21 protein-coding genes and 1 tRNA gene are annotated in these 23,045 nt (G+C 32.4%); 7 read left to right on the top strand and 15 right to left on the bottom strand.

The annotated features are described in order from the left end of the window. Positions 1-68 precede the first annotated feature (68 nt). The 5 genes from AACL09_RS03965 to AACL09_RS03945 form a co-directional block, all read right to left on the bottom strand. On the bottom strand, positions 69-2,627 hold the full coding sequence (locus AACL09_RS03965) for an AsmA family protein (RefSeq protein WP_339047128.1): 2,559 nt from the start codon (positions 2,625-2,627) through the stop codon (positions 69-71). A gap of 113 nt (positions 2,628-2,740) precedes the next feature. Next, positions 2,741-4,075, bottom strand: a complete 1,335-nt coding sequence (locus AACL09_RS03960) for a dihydroorotase (protein ID WP_339047126.1) — start codon at positions 4,073-4,075, stop codon at positions 2,741-2,743. 82 nt (positions 4,076-4,157) lie between these two features. Beyond that, positions 4,158-5,300: an ankyrin repeat domain-containing protein gene (locus AACL09_RS03955; protein ID WP_339047124.1), complete on the bottom strand. Its 1,143-nt coding sequence runs from the start codon at positions 5,298-5,300 to the stop codon at positions 4,158-4,160. 110 nt (positions 5,301-5,410) lie between these two features. After that, the gene (locus AACL09_RS03950) at positions 5,411-5,806 is read right to left on the bottom strand and encodes a hypothetical protein (protein WP_339047122.1); all 396 of its coding nucleotides are present in this window, start codon (positions 5,804-5,806) and stop codon (positions 5,411-5,413) included. Between the two features lie 362 nt (positions 5,807-6,168). After that, entirely contained in the window at positions 6,169-6,444 is a 276-nt protein-coding gene (locus tag AACL09_RS03945) for a hypothetical protein (RefSeq protein WP_339047120.1), read from the bottom strand. Positions 6,445-6,572: 128 nt separating this feature from the next. Between AACL09_RS03945 and ubiA the strand changes: the two genes are divergently transcribed. The 4 genes from ubiA to AACL09_RS03925 all read left to right on the top strand — a co-directional run bounded on the left by ubiA (position 6,573) and on the right by AACL09_RS03925 (position 10,097). Further along, entirely contained in the window at positions 6,573-7,454 is an 882-nt protein-coding gene (gene ubiA, locus AACL09_RS03940; protein WP_339047118.1) for a 4-hydroxybenzoate octaprenyltransferase, read from the top strand. 42 nt (positions 7,455-7,496) lie between these two features. Next, entirely contained in the window at positions 7,497-8,288 is a 792-nt protein-coding gene (dapB, locus tag AACL09_RS03935) for a 4-hydroxy-tetrahydrodipicolinate reductase (RefSeq protein WP_339047116.1), read from the top strand. A gap of 1 nt (position 8,289) precedes the next feature. Then, a complete protein-coding gene (gene pstB / locus AACL09_RS03930) occupies positions 8,290-9,045 on the top strand; it encodes a phosphate ABC transporter ATP-binding protein PstB (protein WP_339047114.1) in 756 nt (251 codons plus the stop codon). Positions 9,046-9,176: 131 nt separating this feature from the next. Beyond that, the gene (locus tag AACL09_RS03925; protein WP_339047112.1) at positions 9,177-10,097 is read left to right on the top strand and encodes a hypothetical protein; all 921 of its coding nucleotides are present in this window, start codon (positions 9,177-9,179) and stop codon (positions 10,095-10,097) included. Between the two features lie 1,304 nt (positions 10,098-11,401). Here AACL09_RS03925 and AACL09_RS03915 read toward each other — a convergent pair. The 5 genes from AACL09_RS03915 to AACL09_RS03895 all read right to left on the bottom strand — a co-directional run bounded on the left by AACL09_RS03915 (position 11,402) and on the right by AACL09_RS03895 (position 16,257). Next, positions 11,402-12,754, bottom strand: coding sequence for an ankyrin repeat domain-containing protein (locus AACL09_RS03915; protein ID WP_339047110.1), 1,353 nt, complete (start codon positions 12,752-12,754; stop codon positions 11,402-11,404). Positions 12,755-12,954: 200 nt separating this feature from the next. Further along, on the bottom strand, positions 12,955-14,274 hold the full coding sequence (locus AACL09_RS03910) for an ankyrin repeat domain-containing protein (protein ID WP_339047108.1): 1,320 nt from the start codon (positions 14,272-14,274) through the stop codon (positions 12,955-12,957). 161 nt (positions 14,275-14,435) lie between these two features. Further along, a complete protein-coding gene (gene tsaB, locus AACL09_RS03905; protein ID WP_339047106.1) occupies positions 14,436-15,023 on the bottom strand; it encodes a tRNA (adenosine(37)-N6)-threonylcarbamoyltransferase complex dimerization subunit type 1 TsaB in 588 nt (195 codons plus the stop codon). Then, positions 15,020-16,162, bottom strand: coding sequence for a cation:dicarboxylate symporter family transporter (locus tag AACL09_RS03900; protein ID WP_339047105.1), 1,143 nt, complete (start codon positions 16,160-16,162; stop codon positions 15,020-15,022). The genes tsaB and AACL09_RS03900 overlap by 4 nt, the downstream gene beginning before the upstream one ends. Positions 16,163-16,183: 21 nt before the next feature. Further along, positions 16,184-16,257, bottom strand: a tRNA-Arg gene (locus AACL09_RS03895). A 112-nt stretch (positions 16,258-16,369) separates the two neighbouring features. Here AACL09_RS03895 and AACL09_RS03890 point away from each other — a divergent pair. After that, positions 16,370-16,585: a hypothetical protein gene (locus AACL09_RS03890; RefSeq protein ID WP_339047103.1), complete on the top strand. Its 216-nt coding sequence runs from the start codon at positions 16,370-16,372 to the stop codon at positions 16,583-16,585. A 10-nt stretch (positions 16,586-16,595) separates the two neighbouring features. Next, entirely contained in the window at positions 16,596-18,638 is a 2,043-nt protein-coding gene (gene nuoG, locus AACL09_RS03885) for an NADH-quinone oxidoreductase subunit NuoG (RefSeq protein ID WP_339049011.1), read from the top strand. Between the two features lie 64 nt (positions 18,639-18,702). Here nuoG and AACL09_RS03880 read toward each other — a convergent pair whose 3' ends face one another. The 5 genes from AACL09_RS03880 to AACL09_RS03860 all read right to left on the bottom strand — a co-directional run bounded on the left by AACL09_RS03880 (position 18,703) and on the right by AACL09_RS03860 (position 21,508). Then, a complete protein-coding gene (locus tag AACL09_RS03880; RefSeq protein WP_339047101.1) occupies positions 18,703-19,605 on the bottom strand; it encodes an RluA family pseudouridine synthase in 903 nt (300 codons plus the stop codon). A 7-nt stretch (positions 19,606-19,612) separates the two neighbouring features. After that, positions 19,613-20,374 (bottom strand): inositol monophosphatase family protein, encoded by a 762-nt coding sequence (locus tag AACL09_RS03875; protein ID WP_339047099.1) that lies wholly within the window; start codon positions 20,372-20,374, stop codon positions 19,613-19,615. Then, positions 20,374-20,937: an elongation factor P gene (gene efp / locus AACL09_RS03870; protein ID WP_339047097.1), complete on the bottom strand. Its 564-nt coding sequence runs from the start codon at positions 20,935-20,937 to the stop codon at positions 20,374-20,376. Before efp ends, AACL09_RS03875 begins: the two co-directional genes overlap by 1 nt. Before the next feature lie 62 nt (positions 20,938-20,999). Beyond that, positions 21,000-21,260, bottom strand: coding sequence for a hypothetical protein (locus AACL09_RS03865; protein WP_339047095.1), 261 nt, complete (start codon positions 21,258-21,260; stop codon positions 21,000-21,002). A 110-nt stretch (positions 21,261-21,370) separates the two neighbouring features. Next, positions 21,371-21,508 carry a hypothetical protein gene (locus AACL09_RS03860; RefSeq protein WP_339047093.1) on the bottom strand — a complete coding sequence of 46 codons (138 nt, stop codon included), beginning with the start codon at positions 21,506-21,508 and terminating at the stop codon, positions 21,371-21,373. Between the two features lie 105 nt (positions 21,509-21,613). On the opposite strand from AACL09_RS03860, the gene AACL09_RS03855 reads away from it, so the two are divergent. Continuing rightward, on the top strand, positions 21,614-21,862 hold the full coding sequence (locus AACL09_RS03855; protein ID WP_339047091.1) for a hypothetical protein: 249 nt from the start codon (positions 21,614-21,616) through the stop codon (positions 21,860-21,862). Positions 21,863-23,045 lie beyond the last annotated feature (1,183 nt).

Below are 23,045 nucleotides of genomic sequence, written 5' to 3'. Positions count from 1 at the left end.
TATACATATTCCTTACAAATTCTCATTTTTTAATCAGTTTTTATCGTTTATTTTCCTTAAATTTACTTTTAATTCAAAGACTCAGTTTTTATTATAGAGTATAAATCATCAATATTAAAATTAACCTTTGGCTGCCATATCGGTCCAGTTAAGTTTAAATCTATATATACCGGATTGCTTTTTTCTGATGGTATGAAGAAAAGTCTCAGGAAGGAGATAGTTGTAAATTGAAGCAGAGATATATTTGAAGAAACTGATCCACTTGCGTTATTTATTATAAACTGCAAACTTGTTGAGCAGATACCGTTTTGAATCTGTGCATTACCATCTATTGTGGTGAAGAAGGTATTACCACTATATAAAGACATTTGTGTTAGTGAAGCTATATCTGATTTGCTTTTGCTCTTCAGTAAATTAACAATGAAAGAATCTAAATCCACACCAACAAAACTAATTCCTCTTGCTGCAATACTTACTTTACCAACTGCTCTACTAACCCATTCGTATAGACTTTTACCTTCAGTTTTTATGCTGCCGCTCATGCTAATATTACCTGTAAGATTGTCAATATCTAAAAGTTTTGCCATATGGCTTATATCTAAATTAGCTATTGAAAATGATGAAACTAAAGAGGGCTGAGATCCAGTACCAATGTTGGCTTGAAAAATCACATATCCACCTGCTATTCCATATTCAAATTGCTTCACACTAATTAAACCATCTTTTAAAACAGTATTTAATTTAAGATCTTTTAAAATGTTAGATTTGGTTTTAAATTTTTTAACATTAATATTTATATTACCATTGAATTCATTTAGTTTTAAAAAATTAAAGTCATGACGTGACCACATAATTTTCATTGTTTCATTTCTTGTTTGTAAAGCTTTTGTTTTTGTAACCAAGTCAGGCAATTCGAAAAGAGCACTATTAAACTCTTTGCCATTTAAGTTTACTTCTAATGTTGGTTTTATTGTTTTAAAGTCTGTTGTTACTTTTGCATTACCGCTTATGTCAATATTATCTCCAACTAAATTAATATCATCTATAGATAATTTATCTTTAATGGTATTAACTAAAAAATTAATTTTTTTTATTTGATTATTCTTGATTACAAAATTATTAACACTGGTTTTGAATTTAATGTTAAATTTGCTATCTCTTAACCACTGCATAGGTAACTTATCTTTTTCTATTTCAGTAGACAAGTTGAGGCTATATTTATTAAGGTTAATATCATTTACATCTATTTTACCATCAATAATATTTATCTTTTTATTGTATTTTACACTTACTTCTCCGTGTAGATTTCCTTCATCTGTTAACATTTTAGCATCCGAGATCATAAATATTCGTGGTGCAACATATACATGACTACTAAACTTAAATGTGCTATTTTTAAGATCATCTTTTATTGAAATAGGAAGTAACCATTCAGATAATGAGTCTATGTCTTGTCCCTGCGCTGAAAGTATTCCTTTGAAGCTAGACACTATCTTGTTATTGCTTATTTCACCAGTAACACCCATACTGTTATTATTACCTGGCAAAGCAAGAGCAAGATTAATACCTGCCTTACCATTATGTACACTCGTTTTAAATTCAACGTCACTTAAAATTTTACCATTGTATTTTACTTCTTGAGCTTTAATTATGGAATTAGCATTTATATAATCTGGAATTATTAATCTAAAATTTTCCAATATGCTATTCAACCTATCGTGATTAACTTCTCGTCGATTAAAAAATAGATAATCCATATCTATTTTCTCAAGATTTATTCCCACGTTATATGTATTGTTTTGATTATAAACAATCTCTCCATTCCCTTTTATAGCTTCAGAATTAAATCCCAAGTTATGGACCTTCAGTTCACCATTGTTTACGTGTATATCCAATGTTAGTTCAAAAGCTCGATCTGCTATCTGTTTAGTAGCTTCAGTGCCACTTATAACACCAAGTAGATTATTTGCTTTTGCTGTCAGTTTGCCTTTGAAGGAGTTTTGATCTTGCTTCCCTACCAATGCTATATTTAGGAAATTTGAACTTACCTTTGCGTCTACTTGATATGTGTTGTGCTTGATAAGATCCATACTTGCATTTAAATTGCAATTATTTTGTCTTAAAGTAAACGTAGATGTTATTTTTTTGTTAGCTTTTGTATCTTTAAAAGTAGCTATTTTTATATGTATTTTATCTTTTTTTCCTATATCGATATCACTATTTATAATTGATACACTTTTAATGTTACTTTCTGTTTTGGTCATTCTATATAGGTTTTGCATATCAGTGGCTAAACCATGTATAATTACTTTTTTTGGACTTGGTGCAAATTTGACTAGAGATAAAAAGGATGGTCTAAACTCTAGTTTCCCTATGGTAGTAGATTTAGATGATAGATAATTTTCATCTTCATGCTTAATATATAAATCATGAATAACCATTTTTGCTGGCATGAATGAAACTTCAATATTACCATTTATATTTACTTGAGTTCCATATACTTCCTTTAGCTTTTGTTCTATATAGCCTTTATATCTACTATTCCAATTAATAAAACTAGGTACAGCGTACAATAAGGATAAAAGAAGTAGGCCACCAGCTACTGTAACATAACGCAATATCTTCACGAAACACCTATCTTAAATTTTTAATATTAACCTAAAGTAACTAAAATTTAGTTTCCAGTACAATGCAAAAATAGATATATATAGTATCAAATTTCACTTTTATAATAAAATATCTACTTCAGTATATACACAGTTTTACCAGATACTACAGTACGAACTGCACGCCCCTTTACCTTTCTTTTATCAAAAGGAGAATTTTTTGATTTACTTGCAAATTTACCGATATCAATTTCCCACCTATATTCTAAATCAACCAAAGTTAAATCAGCCATAAAGTTCTTTCTTATTCGTCCACGTGGAATATGTATAATATCTGCAGGCTTATAGGTTAATTTTCCTAATACATCCAGTAAATCAAGATTGTGATTATAGTGCAATTCAAGTGCTAATGGTAGAAGAGTTTCAAGCCCTACAATGCCAAAAGCTGAATCACTAAGTGATAAGTCCTTAGAACCAACATCGTGTGGTGCGTGATCGGTTGCTATGCAGTCGATTATACTAGATCTCAGTCCTTCTATCATAGCTAAACGATCTTCCTCTGACCTTAGTGGTGGATTCATTTTTGCCATTGAGCTATGCTCTCTAACGTCATTTTCAGTCAGAGTAAAATGATGAGGGGCAACCTCACAAGTTATATTTATTCCTCTTTTTTTTGCATCAGCAATTGCTCTTAATGAGTCTTGAGATGAGACATGTAGAACATGATAATGGACATCAGCAATATCTTGCATAAGTAAAATGTCACGACTAACCATCACCGCTTCAGAGATGCCTGGAATACCTACAACCCCCAGTTCCTCAGAGACTGCCCCTTCGTTTATACAGCCACCTGCAGATAAATTCAGATCCTCTGCATGCTGAGCAATAGGAACATTTAGCATAGAGGAATACTTAAGAGCCTGCCTCATTATATGAGCATTCATAACAGGCAACCCATCATCAGTAAAACCAACAGCTCCAGCTTCCTTAAGCAATGCCATTTCAGTTAACTTATTTCCAGATTTTGTAATTGCTGCGTAAAATTCAATATTAACATGAGAAGTTTCAAGTGCTCTATATTTTAAGTATCTAGCAAGTATTATACTATCGATAGGTGGAATAGTATTTGGTTGACAAACTACAGTGGTTACACCACCTGCGGCAGCGGATCTACTGCCAGTATATATAGTTTCTTTATGCTCCTGCCCTGGTTCACGAAAATGCACATGAATGTCAACAATCCCCGGCATAAGCACAAGGCCACCACAATCTATCACCTCATCGATACCACTTGGTACACCACCTACAAATAAAGATTCACCAAAATCAGCAATAACTTTACCTTCGGTTAGAAGTGAGCCATAAATATCAAGTTTAGATTCAGGGTCAATTATACGAGCATTTGTATATGCAACTTTATAGCCTTCCTTTTGACCATTCCCTAACAAAAACCAAGACTGCCCTGACATAAAACCAAATGTATAAATTATATGAAATAATAGCTTTACTACAAGCTAGTTGTTTTTTATACTAACTCTCATTAATTATCGTTTAATTTAACTGAAGCGCCAAAGTATGATCTTGACCAAGCGAAGGTGCATTCATAACAGTTGATGGGCCATCAGTGGAAAACATCTTCTTGTAAGCATAAGTGCATATGTAACCTATAAACATTAACAACCCATTTCCATTAATACTTGATAAACTACTTACCTGACCAAAGGTACCATTTTCTACACTACCCCCTGAAAGCAAAAGGTTTGTGGTATTTTCTCGATCTTGGTGGAGATGTTGTGGTACCACTGTAGTAGCGGTAATCAACGAAGGTATTGTGCTATTTCTCATATCGACAATTCCATTGCTTGTATTAGAAATTGTCATACCCTCTATTACACTACTTATTGTAGTTCTATTGTGAGCTACTTCTTCATTAAAGTATTCTTTAAAAGCAATATCTAAGGAAACTACTTCTTCTAACAATTTAGTAATGTTTTTGTAATTTTTATCATAAGAGTATTTTCTACGAGCAACATTTAATGGAGTATCTCCATGATTATTTACAGCATTAACATCTGCATTATTTCTCAGTAATACTTTAGTAACTTCAACATTATTATAAAAAACAGCAAAATGGAGTGGTTTTCTTCCTTGTGTAGTTGTAGCTTCTAAATCTGCTCCTCTATCTAACAATACCTCAGCAATTTCAGCTGTACCATTGGCAGCAGCATAATGGAGTGGCCTTATTCCTCTTATAGCTTCGGCTTCTAAATTTGCTCCTCCATCTAACAATATTGTAACAATTTCAGCTGTACCATTGGCAGCAGCACAATGGAGTGGTCTTATTCCTTTTATAGCTTCGGCTTCTAAATTTGCTCCTCTACTTAACAATATTTTAATAATTTTAACTCTATTATAAAGAACAGCAAGATTAAGAGGGGTACTTCCCGCTCCAGTTTTAATTTCTAAATCTGCTCCTAAATCTAATAGTAAGTGAACGATATTAGGTTTATTATAAAAAATAGCATAATGTAATAAAGACCAATTGTTATACTCATCATTTTGAATGTTAACATCTGTACAATCTGTATCATAATAGTCATAGTCATCACTACAAGCCTTATCCCTTACATAGAGCTTAACACCTTCTTCATCACCAAGCTTAATGGCATCAAGTAGTCTCTGATTGATTGGCATGATTCCCCCTCTCATACTAGTAAGTATATCCTATAGATAGCTTTCTGCTTGTCAATAAAACATTCAGTATAAGCAGTGAACCTAAATGCATTGCTTATATACATTTGATTTTAAAGAGGAGTGGTTGCAACTCTTTGACTACTTCTTGCTATATCAACTGTAACATTAGATAATTCAGTTGCAGTAGAATTGTCTTCTACTTGTTCTAGCAATGATTCGGTCATTGTGTTTCTGTTATTTTTCCAACCATATGTATTACAACCTCTACAATAATCATAGAACTTCTTTCCTAAAAAAGTCAGAGTTTTTAGGGCAAAAATACTACTAAGTATACTACCTATTATTACTCCTATATTAGGAATATTACTGCTTTTATCGGTAATTTTTGGATAAAAAGAACCATTAATCAATTTTGAATCTTGGTAAAGCATAGTAGTGCTTTTAATTGATAGTGTGCTGTTTCTTAACTCTATAGCTGCTTTTACCATTGGATTACTGCTTGCCATTTTAGTAAAGTCTTTTATTATCCCAAATTTGGGATTGCTTTCAAGTATATAATAGCTGATGGTAAGTTTGAGGTGATATTAGAGGAAAAGCAGCCATTCGGTATATATATCATATGGCATGAAATATCAGTGTTGATAGAGAACCAAAGATGTAGTACAAGAGGTATGTAGAAATCAGGGGGAAAATTACATCAAATCATGTCCATATATATGTTTCTATATTTAGCAAATTAGTGCAAAGAGAAGAAGTTCAACAACAAAATTTTCCGGAATTGAAGAATGGATTTATGGGCAGTTGGCTATTTTGTAAGGGAAATGTAACTGATCAGATGATAAAATCACTCTAAACGAGAATTGGTAAATTAGCATTCTATGCTTTTTCTCATTCTTTGGATTTCTAATCCATAGTGGTTGAATAAAAATCTGATACTTTTATTTATTACAAATCTGACACTTTCAATATTATTTTTTGCAATGGAACAAAATAAATGATAGTCAAAACATTTTTGCTTTATCTTCTCTTCTTCTGTAGTAGCACATAAACTATTATAATCTAGACATTTTTGATCACCATTTTTGCATGGTTGATACTCTTGAATTTTTTGATCATTTAATTTCATAAATATTTCTCTAAACATGCTATTATTAAGATAATAATTAAGAACACAACAATTAAGAATTGTAAGTTCTCTAAAATAGCTTGTGCAAAAGAGTTTTTGTATTATTTTAGTTAAATTACTTAGAATACAGTGTTTACAAACTGCATATGGCATTTTTAGATAAAAGCATTCTTCAGTCTTATTTCAAACTGATGCGTTTGGATAGTTGTTTATCAGTGCTATGGTGTTATTTGTTTCCTGGTCTTAGCGGGATAGCTTTAGCAACAAATAACGTTCAACAGATAATTTATTATACTATTTTATTTCTAATTGGTGCATTTTTAATGCGGCCTGTTGGCTGCACAATAAGTGATATATTTGATAGGAAAATAGATGCTGAGGTTGAAAGGACGCAGGACCGTCCTCTAGCAAAAGGGATCTTAAGCGTAAAACAAGCTTTAATTTTACTTATGCTACTTACACCACTTGCTTTTGTTGTTTTACTTCTTACCAACAAAACAACAATAATTTTAGGCATAATTTGTATGCCTATGGTGATTGTTTATCCTCTACTTAAACGCTATTTTTGGTGGCCACAGTTTTTTTTGGGGCTTACAATAAATTTTGGAGCATTAATGGGCTGGTCTGCAATTAGAGATAACTTAAGTTTGCAATCTGTACTTTTATACATAGGTTGTGTATTTTGGACTTTAGGCTATGATACCATATACGCTCATCAAGATAAGGAAGATGACGTAAAAATTGGAATCAAATCAACTGCTATATATTTTGGTGATAAAACTAAATTATGGCTTAAAAGATTTTATTTAATGTCTTTAACAATGTGGGCTAGTATGGCACTAATATCACGACTGAATATATTTTTTTATATTACGCTATTAGCTGTTAGTCTAGTTTTTTATTACCAATATAAAAAATCAAATTTTGATAATCCAATTAATTGTTCACATATGTTCAAAATCAACTCTTATATTGGATTACTGTTGTACGTAGGTATTTTTTTAGGAAATATTTTTAGTAGAGCATGAATATAAAGCCTTTATTATAAGCCATTCTATAGGAAAATTGATATGAAAACAAAAATAGGTATAGTTGGTTGTCTAGGAAGAATGGGTAGGTCTATTGTTAGTGAACTTAGAAACTACGAAAATGTAGAGGTAAGTGGTGGTATTGCTAGGTCAGGAAATGGAAAAATTGGCTTAGATATTGGCTTAGCTTTAAACATCGGACTTGAAATAGGAATTGAGGTAACTGATTCTATTTTTGATCTGTTTGAAAAATCTGATGTCGTAATAGATTTTACAAATAGAGAATGTTTGCTTCAATGTCTTGAGATTGCATCTGATTTAGGGAAACCACTTATTAGTGGCACAACTGGTATTGATGATATTGATCTTGAGAAATACTCAAAAAGAGCTCCTGTCTTATGGTCAGCGAATATGAGTATAGGGATTAGTTTATTATGCAAATTAGTGCAGGATGCAGCTAAAAGTTTAGGTCAAGATTATGATATTGAGGTTTGGGAAATGCATCATAGTCTCAAAAAAGACTCACCTTCTGGTACAGCTATAGCTTTGGGGAAAGCAGCAGCTGAAGGTTTAGGTATTGATTTTAAAATAAATCACTATTTCAACAGTAATTCAAACCTTAGAGAAAAAGGTAGTATAGGTTTTGCTGTATCTCGTGGAGGAGGAATTGTTGGAGATCATAAAATTATGTTTACTAATGAGGGTGAGCAAATAGAGCTTAGCCATAGAGGAATAAATAGGAATATATATGCTAAGGGTGCAATTAAAGCAGCGCTATGGTTAGCTCAAAAACCTGCAGGCCTTTATTCTATGAAAAACGTCTTAGAAATATAAGATGACGCAAATTTTTTCATCAGTTAAAAACTTAAGTTTGTGGTATGGCTCAAAGCAAATTTTGTCTGACTTAAATTTAAATATTTATAAAAAAGAAATCACAACTTTTATAGGAGCATCTGGTTGTGGGAAATCTACATTTTTGCGTTGCTTTAATCGCATGAATGACTATATTTCTGGGTGCAAGATTACAGGAGAAATTAGAATTGATGGAATAAATATTTATAGCTCTGATATGGATGTAGTTCTGCTCAGATCTAAGGTAGGCATGGTATTTCAAAAACCTAACCCCTTCCCCAAATCAATATATGATAACGTTGCTTATGGACCAAGACTTCATAATATGGCAAGAACAAAAAAAAAACTAGACGAAATAGTAGAAGAAAGTTTAACTAGAGTGGGCCTGTGGGGAGATCTAAAAGAAAGGCTAAAAGATAGCGCTCTAGATCTATCTGGTGGCCAACAGCAACGCTTGTGTATAGCACGTGCTATTTCCGTAAAACCAACCATGCTTTTAATGGATGAGCCATGTTCAGCGTTGGATCCAATGGCAACAAATACCATTGAAAATTTAATACTTGAACTTAAATCTAAATTTACTATCGTGATGGTTACTCATTCGATGAAACAAGCAAAAAAACTCTCTAACAATGTTGTATTTTTCCATATGGGAAAGATTATTGAAACTGGTAAAACAGAAGAAATCTTTGAAAATCCTAAATCTCTTCAAGTAAAAGAATATATATTAGATCACTAGATTAGTAATATCTATAGAAAACTTTGTTAAGAGTCAATTTGAGAAAATAATATACCATTGTTACTTATTTTTTAATATTTTACGGATAAAATTACATTCAATAATTATAAAAAATAATAAAGGGGGCAGTGATGATAAAGAATATATCGATCAGCAGTAACCTTATAATAATAAAAACTGATGATGAAAAAGAGGTAGAAAATTTTATAAGATTTTTTACTACTTTAGATAAGAACAAAGCAGCAAAAACATTATTTGCAGATGAAACTAGTATAGAATATACAAAGGAAGGTATTTTAGATGTTATTCAGCTAACTAAAAATAAAGGTTTTAATTACATTGAATTTGAAACTGTAATAGATCATCTATGTAAACATGGTATCGTTATAAACAGTGAAATAATAGAATATGCTTTTACAGAAGCTACAGATAAGCTAGAGCATCAAAATATTATATTTTGCTTTTACCAAAAGCATCCGCAACTGAATATTAGAATCAATAAAGGAATGATATCAATTAGACCTATGGCTAGAGAACATTTAAATCTAAATTCTACAGCATGTGAAAAACTAATAGAGCTTCTACAAAAAGAAAACAGCTTACACGGTTGTACTGTAAAAGATAATATTATTCACATATTAAGTTACACAGAAGTTCAAAATGCAGTAGATTCCATAGCTCAAATATTACTTAAGTGCCACTTAATTGAAAGAAAAAATAAAGAAGAAATAGTAGAGCAGCTCATACAAATTGCATTTAAAGATTTTACTATGAGTGAGTTAAAAGTTATTAGAGGTATTGCGTCATATCCTAATGATCACTCATTGAATAAATATAAAGATACCACTAAAAGAATAGAAAGTATATTTCTTGATTTAGTTGATAATAGTTTTAATACAGATTCTATGGATAAGTTAGAAAGCGCTTTAAAGCAAGAAGGTGAATTTTCTGCTGTACCTAAAATTATCATGAAGAGTATATACAAGTTGGATAAGAACTTTCATGGCAAGTTAAATACTCTTCTAAAAATGCCCATTAATGGAAAAACTTAAAGGAGGTATAAAAATGAATAGGACTAAGATTTGAAAAAATAGTAAATAACTTCAATATTTTACGTGTACTAAATAAAACTTGATCTGACACTTAGGCCATGTGAACAAAATTTCATTTAAGCCAAATGAGAGCACCAACGAAGTTTAAAAGTCCCATATAAACCTCAGCTGTCCTGTCGAATCTGAAAAAAATCCTTCTGAAATTTTTGATTTTTCCAAATCAATCAGATGTCGCTCTTTGTAAATATGCTTATCGTATGCACTTTTCTATTCCTCTTTGGCGGTTTTACATCCTTAAAAGCATTGCTGTCATAACCCTTATCAGCCTACTACGATGGAACGTTTTTAATGAGTACTTCAGCCTGTGTAATTTCGTTCCTTTGACCTGGTGTGAGAACAAATTTTAGCGAAAACAGTAGCATGAATCTTGATTAAAAAGCCACCCTTGCTTCGCCCTAAAGCTTCTTGAGCTTTTTTTGTATCCAGCCGAGCAGGCGTGAGCACGGATAATTGTACCATCGATTATTTCCAAATCTGGGTCTTGTTGTGTATATTGGAGCAACTTCCCCCAAATTTCTTTTTCGCACCATCTTTTGAATTTTTTGTGTATGCTCCTGTAATTGCCGTATATTTTTGGTGCCACTGGCAACCACTTCGATCCGTGTACCAAACCGCTTCCACAAACATTCTTCTCACTAAAAAGCAACTAAGATTTTATTCAAGTAAGAAATACACTCAAAACGCAGTTAATTGTAGGAAAACAGAGCAAATCATTTGCAAATGGCAGAATTTTCGAATATTCAAGGAATCAAAAGTACATATATTACCAAACATTAAAGTTTTAGCGGATAGTGGATACAGAGGGATAAGAAAAATTCATGAGAGCTGCCACATAGAAAAATAAAAAATGAACAAAAGAAAGAAAATCGGGAACCCATGAGCAAAAGAGTGGTAATAGAGAATGTGATTGGATTAGATTCAAAAATTATCGCAGATGAAAACGTTTTGCTCTGAGATTCAATTTGATTGCTGCTATTTATAATTTTCTATATGAGTTTCGAAAGAGGTCTATTGTAAGAAATGCTATACCTGGTTGTTATAGAATCTGCATCATCAACTGTTAAACTAGATTTTGCCCACCTTATGAAATCTGCCATTTTAAATTCCTTATCTATATCACTAATACTGGACATGAATCTCTTGTATCTCTACTTTTTCTTACCTTTCTAGTTGCCTATCTTTTAAGTCATATAGCATCTTAAAAAAGACAACTTGATTTTGTCATTTTTCCATTGCTTTAATTTTTAATGAAGGCTATTACAAAGGAATATATGATTAAATTTTTTCCTCTTGCTATCCACAGCATATGATCCAGATGGGCTAAATGAGTCTATACTTGATCTTGTAGATTCAGAAGTAGTAGATATAGGTGGACTTATATTTCTACGTCGAGATGCTTCAGAAATACTAGATCCAGATGAACTTATGTTTTCGTATTGAGATATTTCAGAAATAATGGATCTAGGTGAATCTATATTTAATGCTCCTTGGAATTTGTTTGTAAAAGATCCGGAAAAGCTGGACTTTGGTGAACCTAAAATTGCTGATGTGCTGTGCTTAGATGTTTCAGAAACGTCAGAATTAGATGAGCCTACATCTAATATTGATTCAGATGCTCTAGAGATACTAGATCTAAAAGGGCTTACAACGTTGGGTATAGGAGATAACATTCTCGATTGAGATGCTTTAGAAGTATTAGGTCCAGGTAAATTATGGTTAAGCTGTTTATTATACATAGAGCTTAAATCAGAAAGAATAGACCTAATAGACTCATCAGGTCTATTTTCTAATATTTGGTGTTGATTATGTGAACTATCTTTTAAGCCAGATTGAGTAATTGACTTATTTTGACACTCTATATATTTTAGTGGTGGTGTTGTAGTAGTTTGTGAAAAAGACATTATATCTTCTTGTGAGACAAAGTTGCAAAGCTCCTGCCCATATTTATTTTGCAAATCTTGTTTAGCACGATGAATTACTAATAGTACTATTATGTCTCTTAGGTTATAGCGAGCTGCAAGTATCAGTGGAGTATCTCCTGTGGTACTGTGCTGTATGTTGATATTAACATCATTATGTTTTATCAATAGTTCTACTATGTTTATTTGATTAGACAATACTGCTAAATGTAGTGATGCGTACCCAAAAATGTCTTTTTTATTGATGGTATCTTCTGCAAGTAGTGCTTTTACTATATCTAAACCACACCTTACTTGAATTGCTATGTGGATAGGGAGAGCACCACGAATGCTAGTTGTAAGTTTTGCACCCCAGTTTATTAAAACCTTAATTATAGCTAATTGTTCTTCCTTTGGTATTTTCTTATACGGATTATCCTTTGACACCATCTTACTTAAAACTGTATCTCCAAGGTCACTTTTTATTTCAAGATCAGCTCCAAGCTCAGCTAGTTTTTCTACCATTAGTAAGTTATTATATAAGGCAGCTAAAAAAATAGGTGTTCGTCCAAAGTAATCCTGCACATTAACATCAAAGCCTAAACCTAATATTTCAATCATTCCTTCTATGTTGTTGTTACGTATTGCTTCAAAGACTTGTCTTTCTAATGCTACTAACATTTTTTTTGAACCAATCACTTCTCCCCCTACCTGATCTCTAAAATGTTAAGCAGTATTAATACACTAAATATAGTATGTTAATCAATACATAAATTACTACTGTAATAGAACTACAATGAAGTTAAACTATTTTCTTAGATTGCTTTAAGTATGAACAGTTTATTGTTTTTCTTGAGATTATTGCATTCTTATAGTCTGGTAAAATTTAGTTATGGCTATCAAGAATGAGATATGTAATCAGATTTTCTCCTTTTAGTATCTACTGTGTATGATCCAGATGGACTGAATGAACTCACACTTGACCCTGAATATTCAGAAAAGCTAGATCTAGCTGAACTTGTATCTAACGTTGTGGATTGAGACGTTTCAGAAATGCTGGACCTAGTAACCTCTATATTCTCAATAGCTTCAGATAAGCTTACACTCAATTCTTCCGATGTAAATAGTTCTTCAGGAGTACTAGGTCTAGGAGAGCTTGTAGAAACAGAAATTATAGAACATGGTCTAGGTGGTTCAGAAATGACAGATCTAGGTGTAGCTGTATCTAACATTCTACGATGAAGCTCTTTATATATTTCAGGTCCAGGAGAACTTGCAGACGATGTTCTATATAATCTAGAAATGACAGATCTATTTGTGGTTGCGTTTAATATTCTACGCTGATCCTCTTTAGGAGTTTCACGTTCAGATGAACGTAATTTAGAGACTGAGTTAACAAAAAGAGTAGGTTTAAAAGCAATTTTACCCCAATTACCTTCCTTATATAGTGCAAATAAATATTTATGGTAAGGGTTAATAGGATATAAACTTTGGGATAACATAATCTTAATACTTTGTATCAGTAATTGCATTGGCCCTTTAATTCTAAGTTCAAAAAACTCTGTACTTGGGATAGCACCACAAAATAATAACAGTACTACTATCTCTACACACTGTTTTTTAGCTGCTAATATCAATGGAGAATCTTCTCCATGACCTGCCTCTATGCTAGAGTTAACATCGATTTGTTCATGTTGTAACAAAAATTTTACTACGTCAACTCGTCCTGATAACAGTGCTAAGTATAATGGTGTACGTCTACAAATGTCTTTTTCATTAATATTATCACTTGTTAGCAGTGTTCCTATTATATTTAAACTACACCTTTCTTTGATTGCTATATGAATAGGCAGAGAACCACAGACATGGGTTGTAAGCTTTGCACCCGATGCTATTAGAAACTTAACTATAGATAATTGCTTTTCTTTTGATATATTTCGTACATCTTTTGGGTATCGTCTTGATAACACCTTACTTAGAACCGTATCTCCTAGCTTATCCCTTACCTCAAGGTCAGCTCCAAGTTCTGCTAACCTTTCAACCATTGGTAAATTATTACGTAAAGCAGCTAAAAAAATAGGTGTTTGTCCCAAGTAATCCTGTACATTAATATCAAGGCCTAGACCTAATATTTCAATCATTCCTTCTATGTTGTTGTTACGTATTGCTTCAAAGATTTGTCTTTCTAATACTGCTAATGCTTCTTTTGAACCAATCACTTCTCTCCCTACTTGATCTCTAAAATGTTAAGCAGTATTATTATACTAAATATAGTATATATATCAATATATAAAATTGAAATACTGATTGACACTACAGCTAAAATTTTAAAAATGGTGGAGTACTACATATGTTTTATTGAGTGTGTAAAATAGGCTATTTAAATTAAAGAGTTTCTTAAATACAAAACTTTAGCTGGGCTTATGGGATGCGTCTTACTTAACTTATGGCGTATTAAAAGACCTATGTGGCTAGCATCGATTTTTTGCATCTGTATGTCTTGATAAGTTATACAATTACTTAAATCTAAGTTATTTTTGTGGATAATTTCAGGCTCTGATATGGGAATGAGCTCACAGTTAAAAAGTTGTGTGTATACAAAATCACGATTGGCGTCAATTACGGCTCTGATATTTTTCTGGCCATGATAAGCACAAAATATTCCATACGCTTGAGCCTCCAGTGAGCTTACTCCATAAAGAGGCTTTCGTATAACAAGGTTAATACCTTGTGCTGCAGATAAGCCAGCCCTTACTCCAGTGAAACTTCCTGGTCCAATAGCTACAGCTATGCAGTCTATTTTGCTGTAGTTATAATTGTGCTTACTAAAAAGCAGTTCTATTAATTTAAATAAAGATTCAGAATGGGAATTATCACAATCACTACTTTCAGTGTATTTATTGTCATTATCATCAATTATTGCCACTGAAGATCTTGTGCTTGCCGTATCAATTGCCATTATGGTCATTTCTTTAATTTTTTATAAAATTTGGTAAATAACATAGCAAATGCACCGTTACCCATAACATTAGCTGAGGTAATGATTGGATCAAGTAACATATAAAGTGCAGTAATAAGCGATAACATCGCCGGAGAAAACTTTAGATATTGTTCTAAAACAGGAAGCATAACTATTATTCCTCCCCCTGGAACTGCAGCGATAGCAAATTTTGATAATAAAAAGAAAAATAGAAAAACAGCATGATCTATTATGTTTAAAGAATGCTCATTAAAGGATGAAGTTATCGCTAAAGTTAAAATAATAATAAAAAAACAATCACCAATAAGATGAATACTCACTGTTGCTGGAATAACAGAAAATGTAACATTACGCTCCTTTGTATTTTTTTCACTTCCCATTAAAGTCATAGGCATTGCCATGCTGCTTGACATAGTAGTGATTGCAGTAATAAATGCCGGCAGCATATTGTTTATGCTCATAAGCCAACCTTTTATTTTAAAAGAGCTTGCTGCTCCATATAATAAAAAGATATAAAAATAAGTGATAAAGATAGTGGTAATAAGAATAATAAAATAGCTATTAAACATAGTTGACAGTACCTGATCATGCAATAACTTAAGTACAAATCCTAATATGAAAATTGGTATTATTGGTGAGAGGAATTTTTTCAGGAAAAACAAAGCTCCTTTAAGTAACTTATCACCAATAATTTTACCTTTCTCAGGAGAAGTATAAGATGAGATAATACCGCATGCAAACCCTAAAAATAAAGCTTGAAAATTTGAAATCATTGTTGGTAATTTAAAATGCCACAAAGGAGAAAGATCATCTTTTACGTGTTCAATATTTGGTATAACACGAATATTATTGAACATCATGCAGCCAGCAAAATAGGCAAGAAGGCTAGATAGTAAGTTAGATAAACAAACTGCAAATAACAACAATATAATAAACTTAAAAGTATCAGTTTTTAAACTACTGGCACTACTGAAAGTCAGAGCAAAAACGATAAAGGGAACAACAAATATTAATATTGATTTTATGCTTAGGCTTATTGAGTATAGTAGTGCTTGAATTTGAATAGGAATAAGACTGCTAAAAATTGCTGGTAGGACAATAAGTAAAAGAATTAATAACTTTAGCATATGTGTTAGATTAAACATTACTGCACCCTGAGCGATTCGAACGCCCGACCTTTTGATCCGTAGTCAAATGCTCTATCCAGCTGAGCTAAGGGTGCTAAACTTAGTTTAACATGCTAATTAACTGATGCAATTTTTATTTGGAAAAAGTAAATAATTGACTGTATAAACTTAGAATAGTAAATTATATAAGAAATCGAAGGAATTTTTATGGCAAAAGGTGGAAAAGTCGCAAAAACCGCGAGCAAGAATAATCCTGCACAACGTAAAAAGGGTATTGTACAAAAGCTATATGATGGTAAGTCAGTAAGGCCTGTAAAATATATAGACAGGACTGTTGGTGCAGAGTATATGGCAGCTCAATATAACAATGGTAGTATAGTTGAAGATAAAAGTGGTAACCCACTGAAGTGGTCTAATATTTGAAGTGGCTAAAGTGGTAGAAGTTACTATAAATTCTATAAAAACTAAAGTAGATCCTGGAGTAACTATACTGCAAGCATGTGAACTTGTGGGAATTGAAATTCCTCGTTTTTGTTATCATAAACGCTTAAAAATAGCTGGCAACTGTCGTATGTGTTTAGTTGAGGTGGTAGGTGGTCCTCCAAAACCAGTAGCTTCTTGTGCTACACCAGTTGCAGAGGGTATGACCATTTATACAGATACACCTAAAGTTAAGAAAGCACGAGAAGGAGTACTGGAATTCTTACTCATTAATCATCCCCTAGATTGTCCTATATGTGACCAAGGTGGTGAGTGTGATCTTCAAGATATAACAATGGCATACGGTAGGGGGCTAAGCAGATTGGATGAAATGAAAAGATCTGTTCCTAAAAAAGACTTTGGACCACTGATTGAAACTGCAATGAATAGGTGTATTCATTGTACTAGATGTACTAGATTCTTATCGGATGTTGCCGGTACCTGTGAGCTTGGTGGCATTGGTAGGGGCGAAGATATGGAGATTAGCACCTATATCAAAAAGCACATTAGTTCCGAACTTTCTGGCAACATAATTGATCTCTGTCCAGTTGGTGCTTTAACTTCCAAACCTTACTCCTTTAAGGCACGTTCTTGGGAACTCTCTCACTGCAATACAATAGATATCTTAGATGCAACTTGCAGCGCCATTAGATTAGATTATCGAGGTTTTGAAATTATGCGTGTTCTTCCAAGAACGAATGATGAGATAAATGAAGATTGGATTTCAAATAAAACACGTTTTTCATACGACGGTTTAAGAGTGCAACGTCTTGATCATCCTTACCTTAGGAAAGAAGGTAAATTAAAACCTGTGGCATGGGATGAGGCTTTAACTGTAGCAGCAGAGAAATTAAAAGAAAATAGGATAGCTGCAATCAGTGGTGATTTGGCGGATTGTGAATCTATGTTGCTGTTAAAAGAATTAATGCAAAGTTTAGGTTCTAGTAATTTAGATTGCCGTCAAGATAAAGCTAAACTAATACCAAAAAACAGAGGAGCATACGTTTTTAACACTACCATAGCTGGGATAGAAAATGCAGATTTGTGTCTGCTCATCAATACAAATCCACGTATAGAAGCACCAATAATTAACGCACGTTTACGTAAAAATTATCTAAGTGGAAATTTTGTAGTAGCAAGTGTTGGTCCTGACATAGATTACTTATATGATGTTAAAAAGCTAGGTGATGATCCTAGTATTTTGGAGTCAATAGCAGCAGGCACACATGCATTTTGTTGTGCACTAAATAATGCAAAAAACCCTATGTTAATTATTGGTCAAGATGCATTGATTCGAGATGATGCTAGTTCAATCTTGGCTCTAGCAGGCAAGATTGCAGAAAAGTTTAACATGATACGTGAAGATTGGAACGGATTTAATGTGCTACATAAGGCAGCAGGTCGTATTGGTGGTATGGACGTTGGCTTTACTCCAAAAAGGGGAGGAAAGGATACTGAACAAATATTAAACGCTGCAAACAGTGGAAATATTGATGTTATATACCTGCTTGGTGCAGATGAGATTGATATGTCTTCTTTAGGAAATGCGTTTATTATCTACCAAGGACATCATGGTGATAATGGAGCACAGAAAGCAGATTTAATTTTGCCTGGTGCTACTTACGTTGAAAAATCTGCAACTTATATTAATACTGAAGGACGAGTGCAGAGAACTAGTGTTGCTGTTCCTCCACCAGGAGAGGCAAAAGAAGATTGGTTGATTATTCAAAATCTTTCTAAATATATAGGTCATGCTTTACCATATGATGATTTAAATGATGTGAGAAAAAAATTAGAGTCAATCGGCCCACAATTTCGTAATGTTAACAAAGTCATAAAAAATAAATGGATTTCCATTAACCATAATATTAATTTAAGCAAGGTTCCTTTTTCGCTCAAAGAGTTTAATTTCTATATGACGGACCCCATTAGTCGCTCATCACAAATAATGGCAGATTGTACTAAATCTTTTGATACTGCAGTCAATCAGAATTAATAATACTTTCAAACTTTTATATTAACTTAACAGCGATGTTTATTCTTATACTGTACTGATGTTGCTATCCTAAAAGTTTTATAGAACTTTCCAAATATTCAGGAACTGGTGCTGTAATTGTAACAATTTTATTATTTGGAAGCTTAAAAGAAATAGAATGAGCATGAAGATGCACTTTATTTGCAATACCGGCAATAAAGGCATATTTCCCACCATACTTACCATCACCAACAATGGGACACTTTATATAAGACATATGAACACGTAACTGATGCGTTCTACCTGTGAGTGGCTTGAGCTTTAAATATGCAACTTTAGATTGCCATTTTTTTATTACTGAAAACTGTGTAATAGCACTTTGTCCTAGATTTTCATCAACAACTACTTTCTCTTGCCCAAAGACATACTTTTTTACTAAGGGAAGGTCTATAAAACCACTATTTTGGGTCGGTATTCCAGAAGTTAATGCCAGATATATCTTTTCTACTCTTCGGTTTTTAAACTCTTGCATTAAATAACTTGCCGCTTCTGCATTACGTGCAAGTAACAAAACACCACTAGTATCTCTATCTAACCTGTGCACAAGTTTGAATTTTTCTCCTACTTTTATTTGATCTAACAAATCATCAATGCTAATTTGAACTTTAGTTCCACCCTGTACAGTTATTCCCTGAGGCTTATTGACAGATATAATATATTCATCTTCATATAAAACATTGCTTTGCAACATTTTAGTTATCTTTTCATTACGTTTTTTATCAGAGTTTAGGTAAGAAACGTAGTCTAAATTTTCTATAGTTAAAGACTGGCCAATTTTAGTTCTGTAGTTTGATTTAACTTTACAGCCATCAATCTTAATTAACTCTTTTCTTAATAACTTTTCTATAATGGATTGTTTAAGGTTAGGAATAATTCTACGAAGATATCTATCTATCCTTACATCATTACTATCTATTAGTACATTCATTTTAAAATTATGTAACAACAGTAGTGTGCTTCAGTTTATCCTCTAGAGAATCACATAAATTTGGATTGCCTGCAATAAGTAAGTTGTCATTCATGCTTACTTTACCTTTACTTTCTTGCAAAAAAAGTTTACCAATTGCAGTTTTATGTTCATTGATATTACCACAAATTAATGCATCAAAACGTTCTGCTGCTACATAAACAAAGCTTAAAAGTGCTGATCCCATAAGGCGCACATTGACTCCATTTAATAACAATTTATTTAGTAAGCTCCCCTTAATATTATAACAATCAGCAAATGCTCCCTTTAAACCCTGTTTGCTTTTAATTCGTATTGGAATAATGTGAGATTGTGGATCTTCCATAAATACACCATTTTCTTTCTCAACCCAGAAGGTTTCTTGAAGTACAGGAGCATCAATCACAGCAGCTATAGCTTTCTTTTTGTCTAGAAAAAGGATAGATAATGAAAAATAATTGATAGCATTAATAAAATTAGCTTGGCCATCCATTACAATAATAAATCCTGTGTAATCGTCTTTTATTGCAACATCTTTATTACCTACAAATAAGAAATCACAATTCTTCCTATAATTCATTAAACCGTCATATATTATCTCTTCTGAACGCAACTGTGCTCTTTGCAAAAAACTACTTATTCCACGTGAGGATCTTAATTTATTAATCTCATGAAAGTCACGAGCCAATGGTTTTGATGCTTTGCGTATTGACTCAATCATTACTTTTATAAGTGGTGATGTAATAGTCATTATTTTGCCCTTTCATAATAGCTATCATCAGGTGTGTGTATCACTATTTTATCTTTAACCTTGATAAAGGGTGGCACTAAAACTCGCAGGCCATTCTCTAAAATAGCAGGTTTATAAGAAGCACTAACAGTTTGCCCTTTTATCGTCTCTTCAGTTTCTTCAACTACTAATGTAACATAATTTGGCACATGAGCAGAAATTATACTTCCTTCATACATTACTACTTTAATATTCATATCACTTTGCAAATAAACTTTTTTATCGCCAAGAAGATCTTCATTAATAACTATCTGTTCATAGTTTTTAGGGTTCATCAAAGTAAGCGTATTACTACTAGAAAAAAGATAAGTGTACTCTTCCTCATCCAATATTGCCCTTTTTATATTGGCATCAGAACGAAAACGCTCATAATGCTTTGCACCTGTCTTAATATCCTTCATTTCAACTTGCATATAAGCCCCACCTTTCCCTGGTTGAGTATGCATTATGCTAGCTACCAAATATAATTTATTGTTATGTTCTAAAACTTGACCAGGTCTAATATCGTTTGCTTTTTCTGCCACAGAAATTACTATTCAAAATAGCATTCTAAACCTAAACAATTTTAATTGCAAATCAGGATTAATTAAAACCAGCCTTGTGCTTTTTTGCCAAGAGTATTAGAGCCTACATGCTGTATATTTAGATTGTCAAATTTGCTGCTTATTATATATTGCGCTGCTACTAATGTTCTCAATGAATATGGATGTACTAATGTGCTGTCATTGTGATCAATAACGTCAATAGAATTAACTAACATTAAACCACTTTCTCTTAACTTTTTCATTAAATCATCTTTATTATCTATTAAAAACGTTGCTAGATCACTATAAGATATATTTTGCAAGCTATACTAACTATAATTATGTGATAATGTACCAATCAGTGGTTTGTTGTTTTCTGTAAAAATTTCTTTTTCTACCTGATCAATTTTATAGATCATAATATCACTGTATTCTAGTATAATTCTTTCACTTCTTCTTTAAACATTTTCATATCGAGCTTTACTTTTTGCTTTTTGCCATTTTGTAGTACCTTTTCACTCTTACATCTAACCCATATGTTGATCTGTTTATTGTCATTATCTTTCTTCAAAAGATAATACAGAATTCTTCTTTCAATTTCTTAACTTCTTCTTTGCATTTTTTAAAGTGTTTTTTGTACTGATTTTCCCCTCCTATAAATAGGCAAGAAATAAAAATGAGCAATTTCCTTACGGAACACTTGGGTTATAAGTGTATAGTTCATGGAGAAAAAGTAGGAAGAAAAAGAAATTATATGAATGTAGTTGGTAGTGGTATAGTGATTTCTTTTCCTACTAAAATGGGAGATATTAGAATCCACTTGTATCCTGATACAGCAGATGATAATAAGATTAAGGTAGAACTTGATAAGAAAAATCAAAACAAAATTGATAAACTGCAAGACAAAAGTATCATTAATCAATAACAACCAGCTAGAGCTGATGGTAACGCTTATAAAGCAGATAAAGAGTTTTAAAACTCAGAGACGTTAAAGTTATTATGCTTATTATGAGCTTCTTGCTCTTCAATATATTTCTGTACATCTGTAGAATTTACATTACCAACAGTAACAGCAAATTGTTCAAACTCTTGGTTTGATATATTGTTGGATAGTGGGCGGCGTAGAATATGTAGATGATCAGATTACCACTGACAATATCTACGTAATTTATGTTTCTCTTCTCTACAGCTATTTCACCTGTAAATATCTGTATTTAGTACAATTTAAATCAAACGTACTGTGAGAGCTGTGTTTATAAATAAACTAAAGTAGATCTAATACTGAAATACTAAGGCTGAAGGCGAGCACCTAACTATAGTACTTTCAAAAATAAGTGATAAAGGTATAATGAAATTTTTAATATATAAAGAGATAGCTTAGATTTACGGGAGAAAGCGGTATCTATGGTTGAGAAAGGGAAGTCGAAAGCTGAGGTTGCGGAGCTGTTGGAATAGCAATACTATACAGATGGCTGAAAAAGCAATCTGCCGGATAAAACCAGCAAAAGCTAGTGGTTTCATACGAAAAATAGACCCCTAGAAGAATATGTAAAAAAGCATCCAGCTGGCAGAGATGAAATTGGTTCGGAATAAGCGCAATTTGGTACAACAGCTAAAAATCACATTAAAAAAAATTTATCAAGAGATGAAAAAGATTTATCGAAAAAATTGCCAAAATAGACCAATCGTATATATAGATGAAAGATTATATAGAGAATATGGACAAGAGGAGAGAAAATACATGCACTGGCAAAAGACGAGAACATAATAGGATGGAAGAAGATTTGTTGCACCTCTGACCTTTACTGGAGGGTGTGATAAAGAAGTATTTAATACATGGTTAGAACACTACCGGAGCTGCCTGTTAATACAACTGTAGTTATCGATAATGCAATAAAACCGCTAAAACAAGAGAATTAATTGAAAAGGCAATTTACTCTATCTTCCTCCATATTCTCCTGATTTGAACCCCATTGAGCATTTTTTTTAAAGTCTAGAATTAGAAAACTGATGCAAAAACATAAATTTAGCTATCTATCGCGCTTTCCAATAGTCCTGATTTAAAGTGAATTTACTATAAAATTTAGAGAAAATACATCCCTCTCCAA

Origin of the sequence: Candidatus Mesenet endosymbiont of Phosphuga atrata, from assembly GCF_964020175.1 — a bacterium.
Classification (GTDB): Bacteria; Pseudomonadota; Alphaproteobacteria; order Rickettsiales; family Anaplasmataceae; genus Mesenet.
Note: the sequence above shows the minus strand (reverse complement) of the source record. Positions and strands in the feature narration are given on the sequence as shown.

Bases quoted from the DNA above. Each gene is read 5' to 3' on its own strand.
- AACL09_RS03960 (WP_339047126.1), bottom strand. From the start codon at position 4,075: ATGTCAGGGCAGTCTTGGTTTTTGTTAGGGAATGGTCAAAAGGAAGGC.
- AACL09_RS03955 (WP_339047124.1), bottom strand. From the start codon at position 5,300: ATGCCAATCAATCAGAGACTACTTGATGCCATTAAGCTTGGTGATGAA.
- AACL09_RS03950 (WP_339047122.1), bottom strand. From the start codon at position 5,806: ATGGCAAGCAGTAATCCAATGGTAAAAGCAGCTATAGAGTTAAGAAAC.
- AACL09_RS03945 (WP_339047120.1), bottom strand. From the start codon at position 6,444: ATGTTTAGAGAAATATTTATGAAATTAAATGATCAAAAAATTCAAGAG.
- ubiA (WP_339047118.1), top strand. From the start codon at position 6,573: ATGGCATTTTTAGATAAAAGCATTCTTCAGTCTTATTTCAAACTGATG.
- dapB (WP_339047116.1), top strand. From the start codon at position 7,497: ATGAAAACAAAAATAGGTATAGTTGGTTGTCTAGGAAGAATGGGTAGG.
- pstB (WP_339047114.1), top strand. From the start codon at position 8,290: ATGACGCAAATTTTTTCATCAGTTAAAAACTTAAGTTTGTGGTATGGC.
- AACL09_RS03925 (WP_339047112.1), top strand. From the start codon at position 9,177: ATGATAAAGAATATATCGATCAGCAGTAACCTTATAATAATAAAAACT.
- tsaB (WP_339047106.1), bottom strand. From the start codon at position 15,023: ATGACCATAATGGCAATTGATACGGCAAGCACAAGATCTTCAGTGGCA.
- AACL09_RS03900 (WP_339047105.1), bottom strand. From the start codon at position 16,162: ATGCTAAAGTTATTAATTCTTTTACTTATTGTCCTACCAGCAATTTTT.
- AACL09_RS03890 (WP_339047103.1), top strand. From the start codon at position 16,370: ATGGCAAAAGGTGGAAAAGTCGCAAAAACCGCGAGCAAGAATAATCCT.
- AACL09_RS03880 (WP_339047101.1), bottom strand. From the start codon at position 19,605: ATGAATGTACTAATAGATAGTAATGATGTAAGGATAGATAGATATCTT.
- AACL09_RS03875 (WP_339047099.1), bottom strand. From the start codon at position 20,374: ATGACTATTACATCACCACTTATAAAAGTAATGATTGAGTCAATACGC.
- AACL09_RS03855 (WP_339047091.1), top strand. From the start codon at position 21,614: ATGAGCAATTTCCTTACGGAACACTTGGGTTATAAGTGTATAGTTCAT.